This window comes from Mesorhizobium sp. CNPSo 4671, assembly GCF_057784245.1.
Window position 1 is genome coordinate 210,290 of record NZ_JBWLUW010000010.1, and the last position, 18,675, is coordinate 228,964.

Here is an 18,675-nt window from a genome sequence, read left to right on the forward strand (position 1 = left end):
GATGAGCGAGAGCAAGCCACGCGGCTTCATGCCGGCGGCATTCCGCAACGCCACGGCCGATGCCTTGTGCATGGTGGCGGTGCTGCTCTTGGTGGCGCTTGCCGCCTTCATCTTCGGCGGCGCCGCCATGCAGCGTGTCGTCACCTATGCCGCGATCATGCTGACGGCGGTGCTTGGCCTGCAGATCTTCTCCGGCAACAGCGGCATCGTCTCTTTCGGCCAGGCCGCCTTTGTCGGCCTTGGTGCCTACGCCACCGGTATCCTCACCATGCCCACTGCGCTGCAGCGCACGGCGCTGCGCGACCTGCCGGATTTCCTTGCTGGCTATCAACTCTCCTTCTTCGCGGCGCTGGCTGTCGTGCTGGTTCTCGCGGTCGTCATCGGCCTGTTGACCGGCACGCCGCTGCTCCGGCTGACCGGGTCGAGTGCCTCGATCGCAACACTCGCCATGCTGATCATCGTCTACACGCTGCTGGTCGCGGGACGCGAGATCACCCGCGGCAGCCAGCCCTTCTACGGCGTGCCGCGCGAGGTCGGTTTGTGGACAGCGGCGGCGGTCGCCTCGGTGGCGCTGATCGCGGCGCGGCTGTTTCGCGAGACCTCTTTCGGCCTCGCCACCCGCGCCGCCGCCAATGACGAGCGCGGCGCCGCCGCCGTCGGCGTCGACCAGCGCACGGCGCGTCTTGCCGCCTGGGTGGCGGGCGTGGTCGCGGCCATGGCCGCCGGCGCCATGATGGCGCAGTTCCTCGGTGCGTTCTCGCCGCGCGATTTCTATTTCGACCTCGGCTTCACCATGCTCGCCATGCTGATCGTCGGCGGCATGACGTCCTCGCTCGGCGCCTTCGCCGGCGTCATCGTCACCATCGTGGTGATCGAAGTGGTGCGGCGCTTCGAGGGCGGCGGCGAAGTGCTCGGCGTGCATCTGCCCGTGCTGTTCGGCCTGACCCAGGGCGTGCTGGCCATCGCCATGATCCTGGTCATCTGGCGGCGCCCGACCGGTCTTTTCGGCGAGCGTGAGCTCAACCTTCTGCGCCGGTCCGGACGCCAGGCGGACCTGGCTTCGGCTGCGGTGCCGCAGCAGGTTGGCGCCGACCGGCTGGTCGCCGACCATCTGTCGCGCCGCTATGCCGGCGTCGTCGCCGTGGACGATGTCAGCTTGAGCTTCGAGACCGACAGCATCACCGGCATCATCGGTCCCAACGGCGCCGGCAAGACGACCTTGCTCAACATGCTGGCCGGCGATGTCCAGCCCAGTGCCGGGACCGTGTCGGTCGGCGGCACGGTGCGGCAGGCCACGGCCTTCCGCTTTGCCCGGTCGGGCATTGCCCGCACCTTCCAGAACATCCGCGTCTTCCCGCACATGACCGTGCTGGAGAATGTCGTCGTCGCCGCGCGCCAGGTCGAACCCGATCTCGGTCACGCCGAGGCTGCGGCCATGCGCGAACTGTCCCGCATGGGGCTGGAGAAATTCGCCGACCAGCCAGCCGCCGGGCTTGCCTATGGTCAGCGCCGCCGGCTGGAAGTGGCCCGCGCCCTGGCGCTCAAGCCGCGCTTCCTGCTGCTCGACGAGCCCGCCGCCGGCATGAATGCGGTCGAGACCGCCGAACTCGTCTCCATCCTGTCGGCGGTGCGCGCCGAGCGCCGTATCGGCGTCGTGCTGATCGAGCACGACATGCGGCTGGTGATGAATCTGTGCGAGCGCATCGTCGTCATTGATCATGGTCGCGTCATCGCCGACGGCACGCCGGCCGATGTCCAGAAAAACCCCGCCGTCATCGCCGCCTATCTCGGCAGCCGCACGGCTCGCGCCAAGACAGCTGAAACCCAGACCGCATAGACCGCAACGACGACAGCCAACGATAACAAATCCAGAAGGAGAACCGACATGCCAAGCCTCTATCGCCTCCATCGCGCCGCTTTGTGCGCGGCCGTGTTCGGCATTGCCGCCATTTCCACGGCCAATGCCGAGGAGATCATCATCGGCGCGGCGACCGCGCAGACGGGCGGCCTCGCCCCCTACGACCAGCCGGCCCTTGCCGGCCTGCGCATGTCGCTCGACGAACTCAACGCCAAGGGCGGGCTCGGCGGCAAATACACCGTCAAACTGATCATCAAGGACACACGTTCCGACACCGCGCAGACCGCCACCGTCGCCCAGGAACTGATCGACGCCGGCGCCAAGATCATGATCACGCCCTGCGATGCCGACCCCTCGATTTCCGCCGGCCAGCTCACCCAGCCGCTCGGCATCCCGACCTTGACGCTGTGCGGTTCCGCCCCGGTGCTCACCGGTGCGGTCGGCGACGTCATGTTCGGCACCTATCCGGCCGACAATGTGCAGGCAACGGCGGTCGCCGACTTCGCCGTCTCCGAAGGCAAGAAGAAGGTGTTCCTGCTGACCTCGCCGACTCCACCTACACCGCCAACCTGCCGGAATATTTCGGCAAGGTGTTCGAGAGGAAGGGCGGCGCCGTCGTCGGCCGCGGCAACTTCACCATGGGCCAGCCAGACTTCTCCGCCGAGATCACCAACATCAAGGGCCTGGCCGACAAGCCCGACCTGATCATGACGGCGGCCTATGAGCCTGACTTCCCGGCCTTCATCCAGCAATTGCGCGGCGCCGGCGTCACCATCCCGGTCTATGGCGCCGATGCCATCGGCACGCCGACCATCAAGGCCCTGGGCAAGCTGGTCGACGGCGTCGTCTACACCGCGGCCGGCTATGCCGAGCCAGGCAGCAAGCTCGAGGCCTTCAACGCCGCCTTCACCAAATATGCCGGCCACGCGCCGGAATCGACCTATGAGGTCAATGGCTACGAGATCGGCCTGATCCTCGACCAGGCGGTGAAGACCGCCGGCTCCGACGATCCCAAGGCCGTTCGCGACGCCATCGCCAACCTCAAGGATTTCGAAGGCATCACCGGCAAGATCACCTATGCCGGCACCGACCGCATGCCGCTCAGGCCCGTGGCGCTGATGCGCTACGAGGGCGGCGAAGGCAAGCATGTCCAGACCCTGATCCCCGACGCCGCCGACGTTCCGGCGCCGTGATCTCATGCTGAGCGTCGAAGCCCTGAAAATCCGGTACGGCGAAGTCGAGGCGGTGCGCCGCGTCGACCTCACCGTCGACAGCGGCGAGATCATCGCGCTGGTCGGCGCCAATGGCGCCGGCAAGAGCTCGACGCTGGGCGCCGTCGCCGGGCTGGTGCCGGCGGCGTCCGGCAAGGTGGTGTTCGACGGGGCCGACATCACCGGCCTGGCGCCGGAGGCGATCGCCCGCAAGGGCGTCGCGCTGGTGCCCGAAGGCCGCCGCATCTTCGCCAGCCTGACGGTGGCCGACAATTTACGGCTCGGCGGGGCAGTGCATCAGCCGGCGGCCGAGGCGAAGCTGCGCGAGGAGGAGATGCTGGAGCTGTTCCCGATCCTGCGCCGCTACCACCGCGTCAAGGGCGGCAATCTGTCGGGCGGCGAACAGCAGATGCTGGCCATTGCCAGGGCGCTGATGGGCAAGCCGCGCATGATCCTGCTCGACGAGCCATCACTTGGCCTCGCCCCGCAACTGATCGACACCGTCTTCGACCTGATCGCCGAACTGCGTCGCAACGGCCTGACCATCCTTCTGGTCGAGCAGAACGTGGCGCTGGCGCTCGAAATCGCCGACCGCGCCGTCGTGCTTGCCAATGGCGAGGTGGTGCTGTCGGGCACGGCAAAGGAACTCGCCTCCTCGGACCTCGTCCGCCAGGCCTATCTGGGAGCTTGAGAAGCATGGTCGCGCAGCAGATCATCAATGCGGTCAGCCTCGGCGGCGTCTATGCGCTGCTGGCGCTCGGCCTGGCGATTGTCTTTTCCATTGTCGGCCTCATTAACTTCGCCCATGGCGAGCTGATGACGCTGTCGGGCTATGCGCTGCTGGCCTCGCTGGGGCTCGGCTTCCCCTTTCCGGTGGCCGTGCTTGTTGCCGTGTCCTGCGGCGCGCTCGCCGCTGTCGCCATGGAGCGCATCGCCTTCAGGCCGATGCGCGGCGCCAGCGTCACCAGTCTTTTGTTGACCAGTTTCGCCGTCTCCAGCCTTTTGAAAGTCGTCTTCCAGAACGGCATCTCGGCCCGGCCGCAGGCTGTCGCCATGCCCGGCTGGATGACCGGCGCCTTCTCCTTCGGCGATTTCACCATCGGTGTTGGTCCGAGCATTTCCATCGTCGTCTCGGCGCTGGCGCTGATTGCACTGGAGGTCTTCCTGCGCCGTTCGGTGACCGGCACGGCGATGCGCGCCGCGGCCGAGGATTTCGACGTCGTGCGCCTGATGGGCATTCCTGCGAGCCGCATCATCGCCACCGCCTTCCTGCTTTCCGGACTGTTGGCGGGGTTGGCGGCCATGCTGTGGGTGGCGCAACGCGCCTCCGTCGATCCGCTGATGGGCTTTACGCCGGTGTTAAAGGCCTTCATCGCCGCCGTCGTCGGTGGGCTGGGCAGTCTGCCCGGTGCGGTGGCCGGCGGCTTCCTGCTCGGCATCATCGAGGTGCTGCTGCAGGCGACGTTGCCGCCGGCGATCGCCCCCTACCGCGACGCCATCGTGCTGTCGGGCGTCATCGCTGTGCTGCTGCTGCGCCCGCAAGGCCTTATTCCCGCAGTCCGCGTCCAGCGCAGCTGATCTCATGTACAGCAAGCCGGAGTTTGAACCGCTATCGCGTGACGATGTGTTCGGCCTGATCGAGGCCGCCGCCTTCGCCACGGTGGTGACATCGGGTCCGCAGGGGCTAGTCGTCTCGCATCTGCCGTTCGTGCTTGATCGCGCCCGTGGCCCAAACGGCACGCTGGTCTCGCATCTCGCCAGGGCCAATCCGCACGGCGAGCTGGTTGCGCAGGGCAGGGAGGCGGTCGCCGTCTTCCAGGGGCCGCATGGCTACATCTCGCCGTCCTGGTATCCGCGCAACCCGGTGCGCGACAGCGCGCCGACCTGGAATTTCGCGGTGGTGCATTGCCATGGTCATCCCGTGCCGCTCGACGACCACGGCACCGCCCGGCATTTGCTGCAACTGGTCGACGTCTTGGAAAAGGATCGCGACGACCGATGGCGTATGCGCGAACTCGGTCCCGGCGGCATGGAACGGCGTATACCGCACATCACCGGCTTCGACCTGCCGATCGCACGGCTCGAAGCCAAATTCAAGATGGGGCAGGATGAGCGCCTCTACGACACGACCGGCGCGATCGGTGCGCTGGACGATAAAGATCCGGCACTTGCCGCGATGATGAAGGCGCACAATGCGCATCGCCAGGACTGACCGGCACGTCGGCACGAAGGCAAATGATCCCCAATCTCAGCATCGTGCTGTTCGTCAGCGCTGCGCTATGTCAGGGATCAATTGAAGTCGCCCGGAACCGCGCGACCTCTTCGGCATGCTGCTCAGGGCCGACCCATCGAAAAGGCTTTCGCCTGACCTTTTGTGAGCGAGCCGTGTCGTTCCTCGGCCTATCGCACGTCGTGGCGGAAGTCCGCCCGACCCGCCAGCACACAGGATGCGATAGCCGAGCGCCGGCCGATGTTCAGCTTGGCGAAGATGCGCCTGATGTGTTCGCGCACCGTGTAGCTGCTGATGCCGAGCTGCCGTGCAATCTCCTTGTCGAGCTTGCCGTCGGCGATCAGCAGCGCGATCTGCAGTTCGCGCCGGGTCAGCAGATCGGCGGCCGACAGCGGCAGATCTGTAGCAGCATCAGGGACATAGACTGCATCATAGATCAGATAGTGCGTGCCGGCACATACGATGCGGCCAACCGGCCGCTGAGCGCCATGGCCGCTCGGCCCGCCGCGATCGTCCTCGTCGAGATGACGGATGGCGACCAGCGAATGGCCGTTGACGACAAAGTTCGACGTGGCCGTGTCGCGCTCACATTCTTCGCCTGGCGAAGAGCTTTTCCGCGCGGCGGAAATCTCGTCAGCGAAGTCGGAAAGTCTCTGCAAATTCTCGGCACGTGCAACCATGGTCGAACGCCCCAGTTGGCAGGAAACTCAGTACAATCACAAGCCCTGGCGCACCAACAAAACTGCTACGCCGCCGAACCCCCGGCGCAACCAGTATGAAAGCTGCATAGATGGCATTGACTATAACACCTTCCGAAATATTAGCATTCCAAAAATCATCATCGGGTCGCCAATTTTCACCTTTCAGCGCCCGAATCCGGCGCGGATCGAGCGCAAAAGATCTGGGGTAAGCCTGACGCCTCGGTTGAACAGTCCGGCCGGCGCCAACGGTACACCCGGCCGGCAGCCCCAGGCGCCGCCCGAATGCGGGCGCGGACCGGCAGTGTGAACCGCGATCACCACCGGTGGGCCGGCCTGCTGACGCTGGATCCATACAGGCGCGCCGCTATGTCCCGGACAGGTATCGACGCTGTAGAAAAGCTGCCGTTCGGTGATCCGGTCGAGACGCTCGGCATGCTCCCATTGCGTGCCATCGGGTTTGTCGGCCGGATAGCCCGAAATGTGCAGCAGGCGCGAACTGCGCAGCCGTTCGAGGTCTTGGCGGTTGGGCGACCACAGCCGGAAGAAGCCGGGCGCTGGCGAAAACGGCCGTTCGAGTTCGATCAGCCCGACATCGTGCAGCGCCGACGGTCGCCGGCGATAGGGCGGATTGACATGCCATCGCTTCGCCCATTGCCAGCCGAACGGCCGCGCCTCGCGAGACGCGCGGCCTGGTGTGACGCGGATGCGCACCGCCAGATTGGGCAGGCCGAGGCGCTTGCGGATCGGGCTGGTGATGCAATGTGCGGCCGTCAGCAGTCGCGTCGGCGAAATCAGGAATGCCGTGCAGCCGGTCAGCCTGCCGTCGCCGAAGTCGCGCTCGATATGGCAGACGGCGCTGTGCGGAAAGCGGTTGGTATGCGTGACCCTGGCGCGGCCATCGGTCGGCCCGACCACGGCATAGTCCGCCTCGTCGGCCAGACGGTCGAGTTCGAAGGGCGTGGGCGAAAACAGCGTCATGTGTCTTGCCCGTGTTCGGCCTGCGGCGGCACGACATCCCGCGGCGTCACGTCCGGCGACGACACATCGTCGATCCCGGCCTCGCCCGCCGGCTCCTGTGGCGCCTCGACGGGATCCGTCTCATCGGTTGCCGCCGTGCCGAGCATGCCGCGCAGGCGGTCGACCAGCAGGTGGGCCTCTTCGCCACGGCTCTCGAGATAGGCCATGGCCCGATCCATGAACTCCTCGTCGGACCGGAAAGGCACCTCTGTCTGGCGCTGCGGCGGCGACCGCAGCGCCTTGACCTCTTGCAGAACGATTGCGTCCAGATCGGCCCATACCGACCTTGAATGCGGTGCGACTTGCCCGTGCATCGGGGCCTCCTTCGGGTTCAGTTGTCGTATATCAGTGCCGCTTCGTCGAATGTCGTGCTGTTGGGGTCGTAGAGCAGCGGGCGCTCCCGGTCCTGCAGCCAGCCCTCATAGTTCCTGGCCCGGCGCGGATGCATGGCCTGGCGGGTGAGCCGGGCCGCCTGGACCAGAATCTGGCCCGGCTGCAAATTGCGGATCGCGGCGTTGACCCTCGGGTCGGCGCGGCTCGGCTGCCGGTAATGTTCGATGATCCGCTGTGCGATGGAATTGGTTCCCTTGGTCATGCCGATGCTCAGCGGACGGTTGCGGTCTATGCCGGCGCGGGTGATGCGATAGACCTGCGGCCCTGGTGCCAGGAATGGCCGCAACAACGCATCGACCTGGCCGCCCCGGCTGGCAGCGGTGCGCGCCGCGTCGATGGCCGCGAGCGACACCGGCGGGGTCCAGCCGCGCCAGCCCGGCAGTTGCGAGCCGCGCGCCCGCACCGATGTCTGGCGGCGCGCCGGCCGTGGCGCACGCCGCACGGTCGCCTCGTCGAAAGAGGCGTCGCCACCGCATCCGCAACCGCACCCGCCGCTTGGAAAATGCCGGCGCCGGACCTCGACGGCGCGAAAGCCCTGCTGCTGGCGGCAGCGCGCGCAGCCGCATAGCCGGCGGTGGGGCACCATTTGCGCTGCCTCGTCGACCAGCGCGTCGAGTTGTTCGTCGAGATATGACATGCCGGCTCCCTTCCTCGTACCCTGTTTCAACACGGTGCGCCGGTACGGCGTCACCCCGGACCAGCGTTGACTGTTGCGTCCGATGCCGTGGCCCGCCGGCGCAGCCTCGCCACTGTCCTCTCCCGCTGTTCGACCGTCGGCAACGGAAAGGACAGCCGCGCCGGCCGCGGGGGCCTGATGTCGAGATAGCGCGCGATATTGGCGTCGGGGCTGAGCTCCAGCTGAAGCACCGAGGCCGGAGCCGAAAGTAGCGAGACAACGCCCGGTCCGTGGCCGGCGACGGTGCTGTCCGAGTGCACGACCACGCCCACCGAAACATGCCCGCCCAGCCGTGACCGGCCAAAACGGTTGTCTGCGTCCATGATCCCGACGATGTCGCCGAATCGCAGCGAACCGAGCTTGTAGCGCCGCACCATGCCAGGATCCGACATCTGGATGTCGTAGTCGCCGCGCAGCACATTGTTGCGGCCCAGCCCCGAGCCCATGACGCGGGCCGGAATGCGGTGTGTCACCTTGACGTGGATCCGGCCGTTGCGCTCGACCGGCCGCCAGCGGGCAAGCAGCCGCGGCGAGCAGTTCCAGATCGCGACGTCGGGATAATCTGTCAGGCGCAGGCCAAGGCCATAGGCCCAGACCTGGATGCGGTCACCGATCGCCATCTGCCGCATCGCCGGCAGCGGAAAGTCGATCAGCACCGTATCAACGCCGCCATGCTTGCCGGTCACCACGCCGCGCGCACCGGCGGCGCGGCCCGTGGTGACGATGGCGTGATTGCCGATACAGGAATAGCTTTGCAGCGCCTGGTTGGCGGCATCGGGGTTGCCGCCCGCGGCGCGCGCCTCGTTGCGGATCGACACCGCCGGTTCGACATGGTCGCCGGCCAGCCCGACGCAGGGGTCACCCACGCGATGGTTGAGCACGATGCCGCCAGTGCCCGGCAGCGAGCGTGGCCTGCCATCATAGCCGATACGCCATGGCGTCCCCTTTTCGGTCGGCGAGGCCACCTGTCCCGCGACGCTGATCATGACCAGGTCGCGCGCGTTGGTGCGCAAGCCGTGGACCGGAAGGATGCGGGGCGGTTTCATGCCGCGGCCTCCGCCGGGGCCAGTTCGTACCAGAGCGCGCAGGCATTGCGCCACGGATCGTCCGGCGTCTCGTCGTGGTCGGCAGGATCCTCCAGCGCCCAGTCGGTTTCGCTCCACCCGTCCGGCAGCGCCAGGATGACCGGGGCGATCACCTGGATGATCGCGGCACTGCGGCCGCTGGCGGCTATTGGGGCCGCGGCCGGCCAGAACGCCGCACCGGACCAGCCCTGGATGGCGCCAGGATGGCGCGTGACTGGAAACGCCAGCCGTCCGAGATAATCACATAGCGGCGGGAGCGCGCCGGCGGCGCCAGCGCTGGTGAGGATATAGGTGCTCTCGGGCTGAAGGGCGGCGGACAGCGCGATCACATCGCGGGCGCATTCATCCAGTGGCGCGGCGGTGCCGGCCAGATCGCCAAGCCGCGCTTCGAGCGCGGCGCAGCAGCCTTCGAAACGCGGCAGCAGGGCCGTTCCCTCGCGTTCTGGCAGCGCACTCTCATACTGTGCGTCGCCGATCCAGTGCACGCGCGACGACAGCCGGCCGTTCTGCCAGGCCCGCCGCCATGGTTCGAGTTCCAGCACCAGTTCCCGCAATGTGGCGTCCCTGACATCGGGACGGAGCCAGCCGCCGCCCATCTGGTCCGGCCGGTGGCGGTAATATTCGTCATTGTCGAGCAAGGTGTAGAAGCCGCGCGGCAGCCACACCCGCGCCGATTGCGACAGCGTCACCGTCACCAGCAATCCCATCGGCGACAGCGCCAGCGGCGCGTCGATGACGATGTTCGGCGGCTTTGGCGAGAAGCGCCCGGGAAGAGCCAGATGGTGGTCCATCACTGACAACCTTCAGACTGCCTAGAGCAAATCCTGGAAAAGCGTGACGCGGCTTTCCCACTGGAATTGCCTAGAAACAAAGCTTTGGAGCTGTTCAGCAAGTCCGCGCGGCGCTGAACAGCTCCAACGGTTCAGGCGGCTATGCGCGAGGCGGTGTTGCGATTGAGCCCGTAGGACCAATGCACACGATCGCCATCGAGGCCGGGGAAGCGGCGCCCTTCGCGCGTCAGCCGGTAGGCGGCGAGCCATGCATCGGCTTGCGAACCCATCTTCTTTGCGTCGGCGTCGAATTCGGCCGGCGTGATCGTCGTGCGGAAATCGTTCTCGGCGATATATTGCAACGTCCTGCGCCCAGCATCCGCCATCTTGGCGCGCTGCGACATCTCGGCCGCACCGCCCAGGTGCCGGTTGGCGACGGCTTCGATAACATCCCATTTGGTGTTGGCGTCGAAGGATTTCTTGATATCGGGCGCGTCGAACAGCTCGAAGATCTGCTGCACGTATTGGCCGGTTTCCCGCGTCAGCGCGAGGATGTTGCCGTAGCTCGAACGATCGAGATGGTAGCGCAGGTCCGTGCCGACGCGCTGCACCGTGGCCAGTGCGGCGAATGGCCGGTCGTTGATGGTCGAACTGCCACGGATGACCTGGCCGATCGTCAGGTCCTGGAAATACTGCGACATCGCGTTCATGAAGGCGACCAGCATGAAGTGGAAGCTGCGGTTGACGATCGCGCCCGAGGGCACCGGCGCGCGGCCATAATTGAAGACACGGCGGTAGGCAATCAGCCGGTCGCGGCGCTTGTAGCGGATCGGCCGCCACTTCTCGAGGATGTAGAGCCCGCGGGCGCCAGGGCCGCGCTGGATACGGATCTGCCCGTTCTGGAACAGCCGGCGCAGCACATCGACCACCTGGAACAGCTTCATGCGGTCCATCTGGTAGATGTAGTAGAGTTCGGCCGAAGCCTGCAGCTGTGGCGGGATGATGGATTCGTCGAAATCATTGCGCAGCAGCGGCATCTGCAGCGCATCGAATGGCTTGACCGGTCCATCGCCGAAGCCGACCAGATCCGCGAAGCTGGTGGTCGTCGAACTGGACGACCGATCAAGCAGTTCACCATAGCGGCCCTCGAACTCGCTTTCGAAAGCAGCCCGGTCCGCCGGCGACAATCCGGGCAGTTCGTCCCTGAAGAAGCGCTGGAACAGCCGTTGGATGACCTCATTGGATTCGCTAGCCATAACAGACCTCATGTTGCTCGAATTGGCGGCTCACGGTTTTTCAGGCTTTGGGCGGCTCGCCGGACGCTGCGTCCTGGCTGGCGGCAATGGCGTTCAATACGGCTGGCGCCAGGTCGAAGAAGCGCGCCAGTTCGCTGTCGGTCACAACTGTGGGAAGTCCAGTGCTGAAAGTGTTGGCGTCGCGGACGCGTCTCACGAATTCGTTGCGCCGGGTTTCCAGGGGCTTGCCCTTCTGGAATGCCACGATCTCCTGCAACGATGCGAATTTCGCCTGGTTGAACCAGCGCCCTGCGATTGTCCGGCCGACGATATCGCCTGATGTGTCGACGGCCGCAGCATAGAGCGCGGTGACATTGTCCTTGTCGCGCAGGCCAAGCGACTGAACCGTTTCGTCCAGCCTGTCGATCGCCTTGCCGATCTCGCCAAGCTTCTTGTCGATAATGTCGCCATTGGGCTGGTTCTTCAGCGTGGTGGCAATGGCTTCGATCGCCACGGTCAAGCGGTCGAAGGCCTTCGATTGTTCGCCGTCGGGGAACCCCTTGATTGCCTTGGCAACGTCGCCGATGGCCTTCTGGGTCCCCTTGCTGCTGCTGTCGACTTTCTCGGTCAACAGATCGATCGACTGCGGCGTCTCGGCCTCTACTTCGAAGCGGGCTTTGACCCCGGCGTGGAACTTGTTGGCCGGATGGTAGGGAAACGGAATTTTCGCAGCCATTGTCCTGCTCCTCTCCTGCCTGCTCAAGCCGACCAGTAGTCGGGACGGTTCTGCCCCATGCTCGCCATCGAGCTGGCGATCGGCGACGGCATCTGGACCGGGCTCGGCAGATTGGTGCCCTGGCCGAACGTATCGGCGAGGATCCGGCGGATCATCCAGCGGATCAGCGACTGGTTGTTGCGGAAATTGAAGACGTTGAAGTCGCATTGTGGGGTCAGCGACCGCACCAGGCGCTCGGTCTGGTCCTCCGCCTGGTAGAAGGTGCGCAACTCACGCACCATCAGCCCTTTCAGGCTCGAATCCCAGGCGCCGGGACCACCGAACGGGTTGAGCAATTCGCCGGAGATCGTGCCGAGCTTGCTCTTCAGCTTATCGCTGAATTCGCACAGAAGCACGCCGGGGTTCTGCAACTGGTCGGTTAGTTCCAGCACCGCGTCGACGACGATGCCGACGGCGGTCGCCCGCCTCTCCTGTTCGCCGAGGCCGTCTGGATCGGTGCCGACCGCATAGAGATCGATCGCCCTGTCGAGCAGGAACAGCATGTAGTCCAGCAGCACCTGGCAGCTGATGTCGTCATCGTCGCAACCACAGCCGGCGAAACAGTCGACCTGCTCGAGCAGGAAGCCGCGCGCGATGGTGAGGTTCATCAGGCGGATGGCGCCTTGGTCGGGGCCGCCCGCGCCGTAGAGGCCGTAGACGATGATCGGCGGCCGAGCGACATAGAGCAGCCGCGAGCTGCCTTTGGCGACGAACGCATCGACGAAGAGCTGCAGGCTGGAGACGAACGCCACCAGCGGCGGCGATTCCGGCGGACCTGACGTGATAGGCACGTCGATCGGAACCGGGATGCTCTGGCCAAACTGGATCAGGCGCTGGAAGCGGTGAACGAGCATCGCAGACGCCGTCGACAATTCACGCAGGCCCTCGACACTTGCTCCGGTCGACAGGTCGACCAGATCGTCCATCGCCTGTGACAGCGCGTTCTCCTCCAGCAGCGCGCGCAGATCTGCCTGGCCGCCCGCCTCCAGTTGCTGCACCAGGTTGCGGTAGGCTTCGATGCCACGCGGCCAGTCCTCCTGGCCGAGCGCGCTTTCGACCGAGCCGGTCAGGCTGCGCAGTGCCATGATGACGGCGTTGCGGCGCGCCTGCAGTTCACCGGCCGCTGACCGCACGATCGCGGTGCTGCGGGTGATGCCGTTGGATGCCAGTCCCTCGCCGATGGCGACAAGGATCAGCCCCGCCAGGACGTCGCAGCTTTGGGCAAAGCGCCGGAAAAGGATGGCGCTGCCGTCGGTCAGCGTGCCGACATAGCGGGCCAGCCGCGAATATTCGCCGAGCTGGCGTCGCGCCGACATGGCCCGGTCGTGGTTGACCGAATCCAGCGCTAGGCGTGCGGCCGCCAGCCCGTCATTGGCGAGCTGACGGATCGAGCGTCCCCAACCAATCATCTCGATGCGGATGTCCTTCAGCGGCGATGAGGTTGAAAGTGTCTGCAGATCGCGTTCGAGGTCATCCTGCGCCTGCGCCATCTCGACGGAGGATGGGCCGGTATTCCGGACCTGCGGCACATAATCGGGCACGCTCGAATAGGGCAGTCCTTCGCGTTCGCGGCGGTCCCTGTCCGCTTCCTGCGGATAGAAATTCAAGAGCGCGTTGGCGATCTGGTCGGGATCGCGCGGATCACTGACGCGCAGCGTCTTGCGCAGCAGATTGTCGACGGCGACCGTGGCGGGCGACCGAAACTTCGGGACCGGGCTGGCGGCGGTGGTAAACAGGTCGGCCATGACATCTCACCTCATGCTACGAGTGCGGCTGGGGACGGTTGCGCGGCAGGCCGTCGGCTTGCCTGGCGCTGGGCCAGGCTCCTGATGACGAGCTTGGCAATGGCGTCCGGTTCGGCGCCGGCCTCCAGCGCAAAGCGGCTGGCCGACACAAGAAAGCGTGGCGGCAGGTCGGGGACTTGCCCCGCCGCGATCAGGATGCCGCCGCGCCGGATGCGGGCTTCGTCGGCGCGCGAAAAAGGAATGGCATCGGCCAGCGCGTGCTGGCCCAGGCCGCGCCGCGGCTGGTAGGCGATCTCGTCGACGACAGCCGGGATGACGCGCGGCGCGGCGGCGAGCAGGGCCGGCGGCAGCCGGTGCCCCCTTGCCGGATTGTAAAGGCCTCGCCAGACGCGTTCGGCGCGCGCAGCCTCGGCGGCAAATCCCATGCGCCGCAGCATCTCGGTCAGGATCAGCACCCGGATCCAGCCGGTCGGATGGGCGCCGCCCGGGCGATAGGTCAAGGCACGTGCGCCTGGGTGGGCGAGGAACTCCATCATGCCCCAGACCGATGCCGTGCCGCCCAGCAAAAGTGCCGCCAGGTCGGCGAAAATCTCCTTGTGCCAGCGGCGCAGTATCGTCACCACCAGCGGGTCGAAACGCATCGAGGCGAGCCGGTTGCCGACCGCTTGAGCGTTCTCCTGCCATAGGCCCATATCGGCCTGCAGATTGTGGGCGACCTCATGCAGGAAGACCGACTGCCAGGGATTGTCGCGGTCCCAAGGCACGCGGATGACCGGGAACGGATTGCTGTCGCCAAGCAGCCGGGCCAGCGCTACCCCACGGCGCTGCGTGGCCGGCGAATAGCCATGTTCCATATAGGTCAGCGGCTTCAGCAGCGGGCCGCCGAACACGCCCGGCAAGGCGGCGCGGACAACCGTGTAGCAATCGAGCGCGATCGCGTCGTGGGCGGCGAGCGCCGGGGCGAAGCCGGAGCCACGCTGCGACATGACCTCGAAGAACATGCCGAAGGTGCGGCGCAGCCTGTCGATCCTGCGGTCGAGCATCGCCATCTGAGTGAGTGCGGCCTGCGCCGTTGCCGGCGGCCAGCCGCGCTCGATCTCGGCGATGTGCCGGTTGATGGCGTTGCCGATGGCCGCCAGCCGCTTGTTGGCGGCATGGAAGTGAGCCCGTGACGGCGCATAGGGCAGGTCTTCGGGACGCAGCCCGATGCGCCGCGGCGTCAGGCGATTCAGGCGCTGCGCGCGCGCTTTCAGCGCCCGCAGCTTGGTGTCCAGGAACCGCCTGGTCGAAGAACCAGCGCGCATCGCCTCGATCCTTCTTCTTGCACCGACGGGGTTTCAGTTGGGCCGGATGGTGATGCTGACCGGGCCACGGATGACGATACGCCGTCTGCGCCCGCCACCATAACCGCCCGGAACACCCGCCAGGCCGCCAAGTGCCCGCCCGGCGGCGCGCGCCAGGTTGCGTGCTGGCGCCATGCCGGAGCGGACGGCCGTGGCCGTGCGGCGCACGATCCGCCGCCCTCTCTGCAGCGGCTGCGTCAGCTGCCGGCGCAGCCCATGCCCGCGTGCCGCGACGCGGCGCGCCGTGCGTGCCAGCACCATGGGCCGGACCGAAGGTGGCGTGCGGCGGGTGACCGCCGTGCGGCGCACACTGTTGGCGATGCGCGGCAGGGCGCGGATCGCAGCCGGCCCGCCGCGGTTGACGAGCTGGGTCGCGGCGCGGCGCACGGTTCGCACCGCCTGCACGCGCGCTGCCGCCGGCATGCGCGCGGCGGCAGGTCCAAGCACGCGGCGGGCGGCAAGCCCGGCGACCAGCGGGATGGCGGCGCGGTTGCGCACCGCGAGTTCGGCGAAGGCGTCGAGCGCCTCGTCCTCGGAAGCCTCGTCCGCCATCAACTGGCCGACGACATTGGCGACGCCGCCTATGGCCGTGCCAACGCCGGGAATAAGGCTGGCGACGGGTGCCACGGCGCGGGCAATACGACCGATGGTGGGCGCGGCGCGGCGCACGGTGCGCACGGCACCGCGGATGCCACGGGCAATGCGGCGGAAGAACTCGTCGCTGTCTTCGGCGGCAAGCGCGAAGCCGAGAGCCTGGTCCCAGCCGTCGTCGTCGCCTTCATCGAAGTCGTCGCCCTCGTCGAAGTCGTCGCCCTCGTCGAATTCATCGCCGGCGTCCATATCGTCGAAGCCCGAAGCCTCGTACTCGTCGCCAGCGTCAAACTCGTCGCCTTCGTCGGCCTCATCGGCGCCGTCGAAGCCGTCGCCCTCGTCCATTTCGTCGAATTCATCGTAGCTGTCGGCGGGGCCTTCCGCTTCATCAAAGGCTAGGTCGTCGAACATCGATTCGTCATACCCGTCCATCTCGAGATCTCCTCTTGAGCGATCGGCCCCTCAGGGAAGCGGGACCAAAGCGATTAACGCCGGTTGGGATAGTCTGCCCTGGCACGATGGCTCTCAAGTCGGCAGGACCGGGTAGCTCAAAGATGGTCGTCAATATAAGTGACTATTCAGGCGAAATATTTTGTGCGTATCTATAGTAATAATACAAATATTATTTAATATCAATTTTAATAGAGTTTGATTTTCGGCGCAGATAGCCATCGTGTGCGGCCGATCAATCCGGTGGTTGCGAAATACCTGGATTGAAAGCTTGGTGGGATGCGCCGCAGCTTCCGCTCCGAACGTGCATATTTCCTGAATGAGCAGCCATCATCATCAAGCCCCCCGTGCGAATGGAAAAATTGTTCGTCGCGGTCGCGACGAAAGGCCGATCGTTTCTTTCCCGGCAATCCGAAGTCGATGAAACTTGCGCGCGTTGACGGCGGCTATGGTCGCTGAAATGTGCCTGCATGTTCAAATCGACTGGGTTTTCCTGGTGGCGGTCTCAAGCAACGCCCGGAACACGCCAGGAAGGAGCCTGATATGCCCAGAATAGTGCCTGTGCTCGATCTGAGCCGTCTTGAACAGGGTGCGTCGGAGCGCCGGACATTTCTGGCGGACTTGCGCTCCGCTTCGCGCGACATCGGCTTTTTCTATCTGGCCGGACATGGCATCTCCTGGGCGGAGATCAACGAGGTGCTCACGGCATCGCGCCAGTTCTTTGCCTTGCCTGAGGCCGACAAGCTGGCGATCGAGATGGTCAAGTCCTCGCAGTTTCGCGGCTACACCCGCGCCGGCGGCGAACTGACCAAGGGCAAGGAGGACTGGCGCGAACAGCTCGACATCGGCGTCGAACGCCAGGCAATCGCGCAAGGGCCGGGGATTCCCGCCTGGACACGGCTGCAGGGGCCGAACCAGTGGCCCCCGGCGCTGCCGGATCTCAAACCGGCATTGCTTGCCTGGCAGAGCAAGGTGACGGCCGTGGCGATCCGGTTGCTGAAGGCCTTCGCGCAATCGCTGGATCAGCCCGAGGACGCGTTCGACCCGATCTACAGCAGCGAGCCCAACCATCGCATGAAGATCGTACGCTACCCCGGCCGTGATGCGACCGGCGGCGACCAGGGTGTCGGCGCGCACAAGGATGGCGGTTTCCTGACGCTGCTGCTCCAGGACGACAATAAGGGGCTGCAGGTCGACTATGATGGCAGCTGGGTGGATGTGGACCCGATTCCCGGCACGCTCGTCGTCAACATCGGCGAATTGCTCGAACTGGCCTCCAACGGTTATCTGCGCGCGACCGTGCATCGCGTGGTGACGCCGCCCGCCGGCGTCGAGCGCATTTCGGTGCCGTTCTTCTTCAGCGCCAGGCTCGATGCGACGATACCGCTGCTTGGCCTTTCCGATGAACTGGCGGCGCAGGCGCGCGGGCCGGCAAGCGATCCGGACAACCCGCTGTTTCGCGATGTCGGCACCAATGTGCTGAAAAGCCGGTTGCGCTCGCATCCCGACGTCGCGCGCCGCCATTATGCGGATCTGCTCGAAGGGGAAAGCCGGGTTGGCTGAGCTTGCTGGCGAAGAAAGGACAGGATTTTCGCCATTCTAACCGATCTTTAGAAAACCGTTCGTCGTATCTGCCCGAGAATCGGTCCAAAAGAGAAGAATCCGTTCGGTGTTTTCCTCCCATTTCGCCGAGCGGTGTTCCCCTCTGAAGGTTTTGACCTTCTTTTTGGCCGGGCCGTTTTCGCGCCCGGCCTTTTTCTTGGTGCCGTCGCGTTGCCGCCGCCGTGCTGATCCGGCAAGCTCCGCCACAACTCGTTCGCCTGCCATCGGAAAGAAGGAGGGAATCTCATGAGATCCAATGTCGCCGTCATCGCCGGTGCGGGCTCCGGCTTGAGCGCCTCGCTGGCGCGCCTCCTCGCGAAGGAAGGGTTCAGCGTCGTTCTGGCTGCCCGTAACATTGAGAAACTCGGTGCCTTGCAGGCTGAGACCGGTGCGCAGGCCGTGGCAACGGATGTCTCCGATCCCGCGTCGGTGGAGCACCTGTTCGATGTCGCCGACAAGGCCGGCCGGCTCTCGCTGGTGGTTTTCAACGCCAGCGGATGCGCCCGCGGACCGATAGCCGAGCTCGACCCTGAGGCGGTCCGGCAGGCTTTGCTGGTCGGCGCCTATGGCGGCTTCCTGGTCGGCCAGCAGGCGGCCCGCCGGTTGGTGGCTCTAGGCTCGGGTTCGATTCTCATCACCGGTGCAACGGCCAGCGTGAAGGGCTTCGCCGGCTCCGCAGGTTTCGCGATGCCGAAATTCGGCTTGCGGGGGCTGGCCCAGTCCATGGCTCGTGAACTGGCGCCGAAGAACATCCACGTCGCGCATTTCATCATCGATGGGGCCATTGCCTCGGCCGGGTCCGGGCAGGAGACCGAGCCACAGGATCGCCGGCTGTCGCCGGACGCGATCGCCGAAGCCTATCTCTCGATCCATCGCCAGCACCGCAGCGCCTGGACATGGGAAATGGAGCTCAGGCCCTGGGTCGAGACCTTCTGAAGGGGTGCGCGGGTGCGACTTTGGTGCAAGCTGTGGGCACGGTTGGGAGGAGTCGAC

General features: G+C 65.9%; 20 protein-coding genes. 8 read left to right on the plus strand and 12 right to left on the minus strand.

The window, feature by feature from the left end:
• Position 1 precedes the first annotated feature (1 nt).
• Genes AC04SF_RS26180 through AC04SF_RS26205 form a run of 6 tightly spaced genes read left to right on the plus strand, consistent with a single transcriptional unit; the run spans position 2 to position 5,281 of the window.
• On the plus strand, positions 2–1,837 hold the full coding sequence (locus AC04SF_RS26180) for a branched-chain amino acid ABC transporter ATP-binding protein/permease (protein ID WP_488480142.1): 1,836 nt from the start codon (positions 2–4) through the stop codon (positions 1,835–1,837).
• Positions 1,838–1,885: 48 nt separating this feature from the next.
• Positions 1,886–2,563, plus strand: coding sequence for an ABC transporter substrate-binding protein (locus AC04SF_RS26185; RefSeq protein WP_488480143.1), 678 nt, complete (start codon positions 1,886–1,888; stop codon positions 2,561–2,563).
• On the plus strand, positions 2,449–3,051 hold the full coding sequence (locus tag AC04SF_RS26190) for an ABC transporter substrate-binding protein (protein WP_488480144.1): 603 nt from the start codon (positions 2,449–2,451) through the stop codon (positions 3,049–3,051). The genes AC04SF_RS26185 and AC04SF_RS26190 overlap by 115 nt, the downstream gene beginning before the upstream one ends.
• Before the next feature lie 4 nt (positions 3,052–3,055).
• On the plus strand, positions 3,056–3,760 hold the full coding sequence (locus AC04SF_RS26195) for an ABC transporter ATP-binding protein (protein WP_488480145.1): 705 nt from the start codon (positions 3,056–3,058) through the stop codon (positions 3,758–3,760).
• A 5-nt stretch (positions 3,761–3,765) separates the two neighbouring features.
• Positions 3,766–4,647, plus strand: coding sequence for a branched-chain amino acid ABC transporter permease (locus AC04SF_RS26200; RefSeq protein WP_488480146.1), 882 nt, complete (start codon positions 3,766–3,768; stop codon positions 4,645–4,647).
• 4 nt (positions 4,648–4,651) lie between these two features.
• Positions 4,652–5,281, plus strand: coding sequence for an FMN-binding negative transcriptional regulator (locus tag AC04SF_RS26205; RefSeq protein ID WP_488480147.1), 630 nt, complete (start codon positions 4,652–4,654; stop codon positions 5,279–5,281).
• 188 nt (positions 5,282–5,469) lie between these two features.
• Here AC04SF_RS26205 and AC04SF_RS26210 read toward each other — a convergent pair whose 3' ends face one another.
• The 11 genes from AC04SF_RS26210 to AC04SF_RS26260 all read right to left on the minus strand — a co-directional run bounded on the left by AC04SF_RS26210 (position 5,470) and on the right by AC04SF_RS26260 (position 16,062).
• Positions 5,470–5,979 (minus strand): helix-turn-helix transcriptional regulator, encoded by a 510-nt coding sequence (locus AC04SF_RS26210; RefSeq protein ID WP_488480148.1) that lies wholly within the window; start codon positions 5,977–5,979, stop codon positions 5,470–5,472.
• A gap of 183 nt (positions 5,980–6,162) precedes the next feature.
• Entirely contained in the window at positions 6,163–6,978 is an 816-nt protein-coding gene (locus tag AC04SF_RS26215; protein WP_096454444.1) for a trypsin-like serine peptidase, read from the minus strand.
• A complete protein-coding gene (locus tag AC04SF_RS26220; protein WP_488480149.1) occupies positions 6,975–7,331 on the minus strand; it encodes a hypothetical protein in 357 nt (118 codons plus the stop codon). Before AC04SF_RS26220 ends, AC04SF_RS26215 begins: the two co-directional genes overlap by 4 nt.
• A 17-nt stretch (positions 7,332–7,348) precedes the next feature.
• A complete protein-coding gene (locus tag AC04SF_RS26225; protein WP_488480150.1) occupies positions 7,349–8,047 on the minus strand; it encodes a hypothetical protein in 699 nt (232 codons plus the stop codon).
• Positions 8,048–8,097: 50 nt separating this feature from the next.
• The gene (locus AC04SF_RS26230; protein ID WP_488480151.1) at positions 8,098–9,132 is read right to left on the minus strand and encodes a DUF4438 domain-containing protein; all 1,035 of its coding nucleotides are present in this window, start codon (positions 9,130–9,132) and stop codon (positions 8,098–8,100) included.
• Entirely contained in the window at positions 9,129–9,962 is an 834-nt protein-coding gene (locus AC04SF_RS26235; protein WP_096454452.1) for a hypothetical protein, read from the minus strand. Before AC04SF_RS26235 ends, AC04SF_RS26230 begins: the two co-directional genes overlap by 4 nt.
• Positions 9,963–10,093: 131 nt before the next feature.
• The gene (locus tag AC04SF_RS26240) at positions 10,094–11,197 is read right to left on the minus strand and encodes a hypothetical protein (RefSeq protein ID WP_096454454.1); all 1,104 of its coding nucleotides are present in this window, start codon (positions 11,195–11,197) and stop codon (positions 10,094–10,096) included.
• A gap of 40 nt (positions 11,198–11,237) precedes the next feature.
• Complete coding sequence (locus AC04SF_RS26245) at positions 11,238–11,912, minus strand: hypothetical protein (protein ID WP_096454456.1); 675 nt, start codon at positions 11,910–11,912, stop codon at positions 11,238–11,240.
• 23 nt (positions 11,913–11,935) lie between these two features.
• Complete coding sequence (locus AC04SF_RS26250; RefSeq protein WP_488480152.1) at positions 11,936–13,696, minus strand: hypothetical protein; 1,761 nt, start codon at positions 13,694–13,696, stop codon at positions 11,936–11,938.
• Between the two features lie 11 nt (positions 13,697–13,707).
• On the minus strand, positions 13,708–15,000 hold the full coding sequence (locus AC04SF_RS26255; protein ID WP_488480153.1) for a hypothetical protein: 1,293 nt from the start codon (positions 14,998–15,000) through the stop codon (positions 13,708–13,710).
• A 33-nt stretch (positions 15,001–15,033) separates the two neighbouring features.
• Positions 15,034–16,062: a hypothetical protein gene (locus AC04SF_RS26260; protein ID WP_488480154.1), complete on the minus strand. Its 1,029-nt coding sequence runs from the start codon at positions 16,060–16,062 to the stop codon at positions 15,034–15,036.
• Positions 16,063–16,623: 561 nt separating this feature from the next.
• On the opposite strand from AC04SF_RS26260, the gene AC04SF_RS26265 reads away from it, so the two are divergent.
• Positions 16,624–17,643 carry an isopenicillin N synthase family dioxygenase gene (locus AC04SF_RS26265; RefSeq protein WP_488480155.1) on the plus strand — a complete coding sequence of 340 codons (1,020 nt, stop codon included), beginning with the start codon at positions 16,624–16,626 and terminating at the stop codon, positions 17,641–17,643.
• Positions 17,644–17,679: 36 nt separating this feature from the next.
• Here AC04SF_RS26265 and AC04SF_RS26270 read toward each other — a convergent pair whose 3' ends face one another.
• On the minus strand, positions 17,680–17,889 hold the full coding sequence (locus AC04SF_RS26270) for a hypothetical protein (RefSeq protein WP_488480156.1): 210 nt from the start codon (positions 17,887–17,889) through the stop codon (positions 17,680–17,682).
• A 39-nt stretch (positions 17,890–17,928) separates the two neighbouring features.
• Between AC04SF_RS26270 and AC04SF_RS26275 the strand changes: the two genes are divergently transcribed.
• Positions 17,929–18,618 (plus strand): SDR family NAD(P)-dependent oxidoreductase, encoded by a 690-nt coding sequence (locus AC04SF_RS26275; protein WP_488480157.1) that lies wholly within the window; start codon positions 17,929–17,931, stop codon positions 18,616–18,618.
• Positions 18,619–18,675: the final 57 nt, after the last annotated feature.

What these genes read in the sequence shown, in the direction of transcription:
- AC04SF_RS26180 (WP_488480142.1), top strand. Translation starts at nt 2, where the DNA reads ATGAGCGAGAGCAAGCCACGCGGCTTCATGCCGGCGGCATTCCGCAAC.
- AC04SF_RS26185 (WP_488480143.1), top strand. Translation starts at nt 1,886, where the DNA reads ATGCCAAGCCTCTATCGCCTCCATCGCGCCGCTTTGTGCGCGGCCGTG.
- AC04SF_RS26195 (WP_488480145.1), top strand. Translation starts at nt 3,056, where the DNA reads ATGCTGAGCGTCGAAGCCCTGAAAATCCGGTACGGCGAAGTCGAGGCG.
- AC04SF_RS26200 (WP_488480146.1), top strand. Translation starts at nt 3,766, where the DNA reads ATGGTCGCGCAGCAGATCATCAATGCGGTCAGCCTCGGCGGCGTCTAT.
- AC04SF_RS26205 (WP_488480147.1), top strand. Translation starts at nt 4,652, where the DNA reads ATGTACAGCAAGCCGGAGTTTGAACCGCTATCGCGTGACGATGTGTTC.
- AC04SF_RS26210 (WP_488480148.1), bottom strand. Translation starts at nt 5,979, where the DNA reads ATGGTTGCACGTGCCGAGAATTTGCAGAGACTTTCCGACTTCGCTGAC.
- AC04SF_RS26215 (WP_096454444.1), bottom strand. Translation starts at nt 6,978, where the DNA reads ATGACGCTGTTTTCGCCCACGCCCTTCGAACTCGACCGTCTGGCCGAC.
- AC04SF_RS26220 (WP_488480149.1), bottom strand. Translation starts at nt 7,331, where the DNA reads ATGCACGGGCAAGTCGCACCGCATTCAAGGTCGGTATGGGCCGATCTG.
- AC04SF_RS26225 (WP_488480150.1), bottom strand. Translation starts at nt 8,047, where the DNA reads ATGTCATATCTCGACGAACAACTCGACGCGCTGGTCGACGAGGCAGCG.
- AC04SF_RS26230 (WP_488480151.1), bottom strand. Translation starts at nt 9,132, where the DNA reads ATGAAACCGCCCCGCATCCTTCCGGTCCACGGCTTGCGCACCAACGCG.
- AC04SF_RS26235 (WP_096454452.1), bottom strand. Translation starts at nt 9,962, where the DNA reads ATGGACCACCATCTGGCTCTTCCCGGGCGCTTCTCGCCAAAGCCGCCG.
- AC04SF_RS26240 (WP_096454454.1), bottom strand. Translation starts at nt 11,197, where the DNA reads ATGGCTAGCGAATCCAATGAGGTCATCCAACGGCTGTTCCAGCGCTTC.
- AC04SF_RS26245 (WP_096454456.1), bottom strand. Translation starts at nt 11,912, where the DNA reads ATGGCTGCGAAAATTCCGTTTCCCTACCATCCGGCCAACAAGTTCCAC.
- AC04SF_RS26250 (WP_488480152.1), bottom strand. Translation starts at nt 13,696, where the DNA reads ATGGCCGACCTGTTTACCACCGCCGCCAGCCCGGTCCCGAAGTTTCGG.
- AC04SF_RS26255 (WP_488480153.1), bottom strand. Translation starts at nt 15,000, where the DNA reads ATGCGCGCTGGTTCTTCGACCAGGCGGTTCCTGGACACCAAGCTGCGG.
- AC04SF_RS26260 (WP_488480154.1), bottom strand. Translation starts at nt 16,062, where the DNA reads ATGGACGGGTATGACGAATCGATGTTCGACGACCTAGCCTTTGATGAA.
- AC04SF_RS26265 (WP_488480155.1), top strand. Translation starts at nt 16,624, where the DNA reads ATGCCCAGAATAGTGCCTGTGCTCGATCTGAGCCGTCTTGAACAGGGT.
- AC04SF_RS26275 (WP_488480157.1), top strand. Translation starts at nt 17,929, where the DNA reads ATGAGATCCAATGTCGCCGTCATCGCCGGTGCGGGCTCCGGCTTGAGC.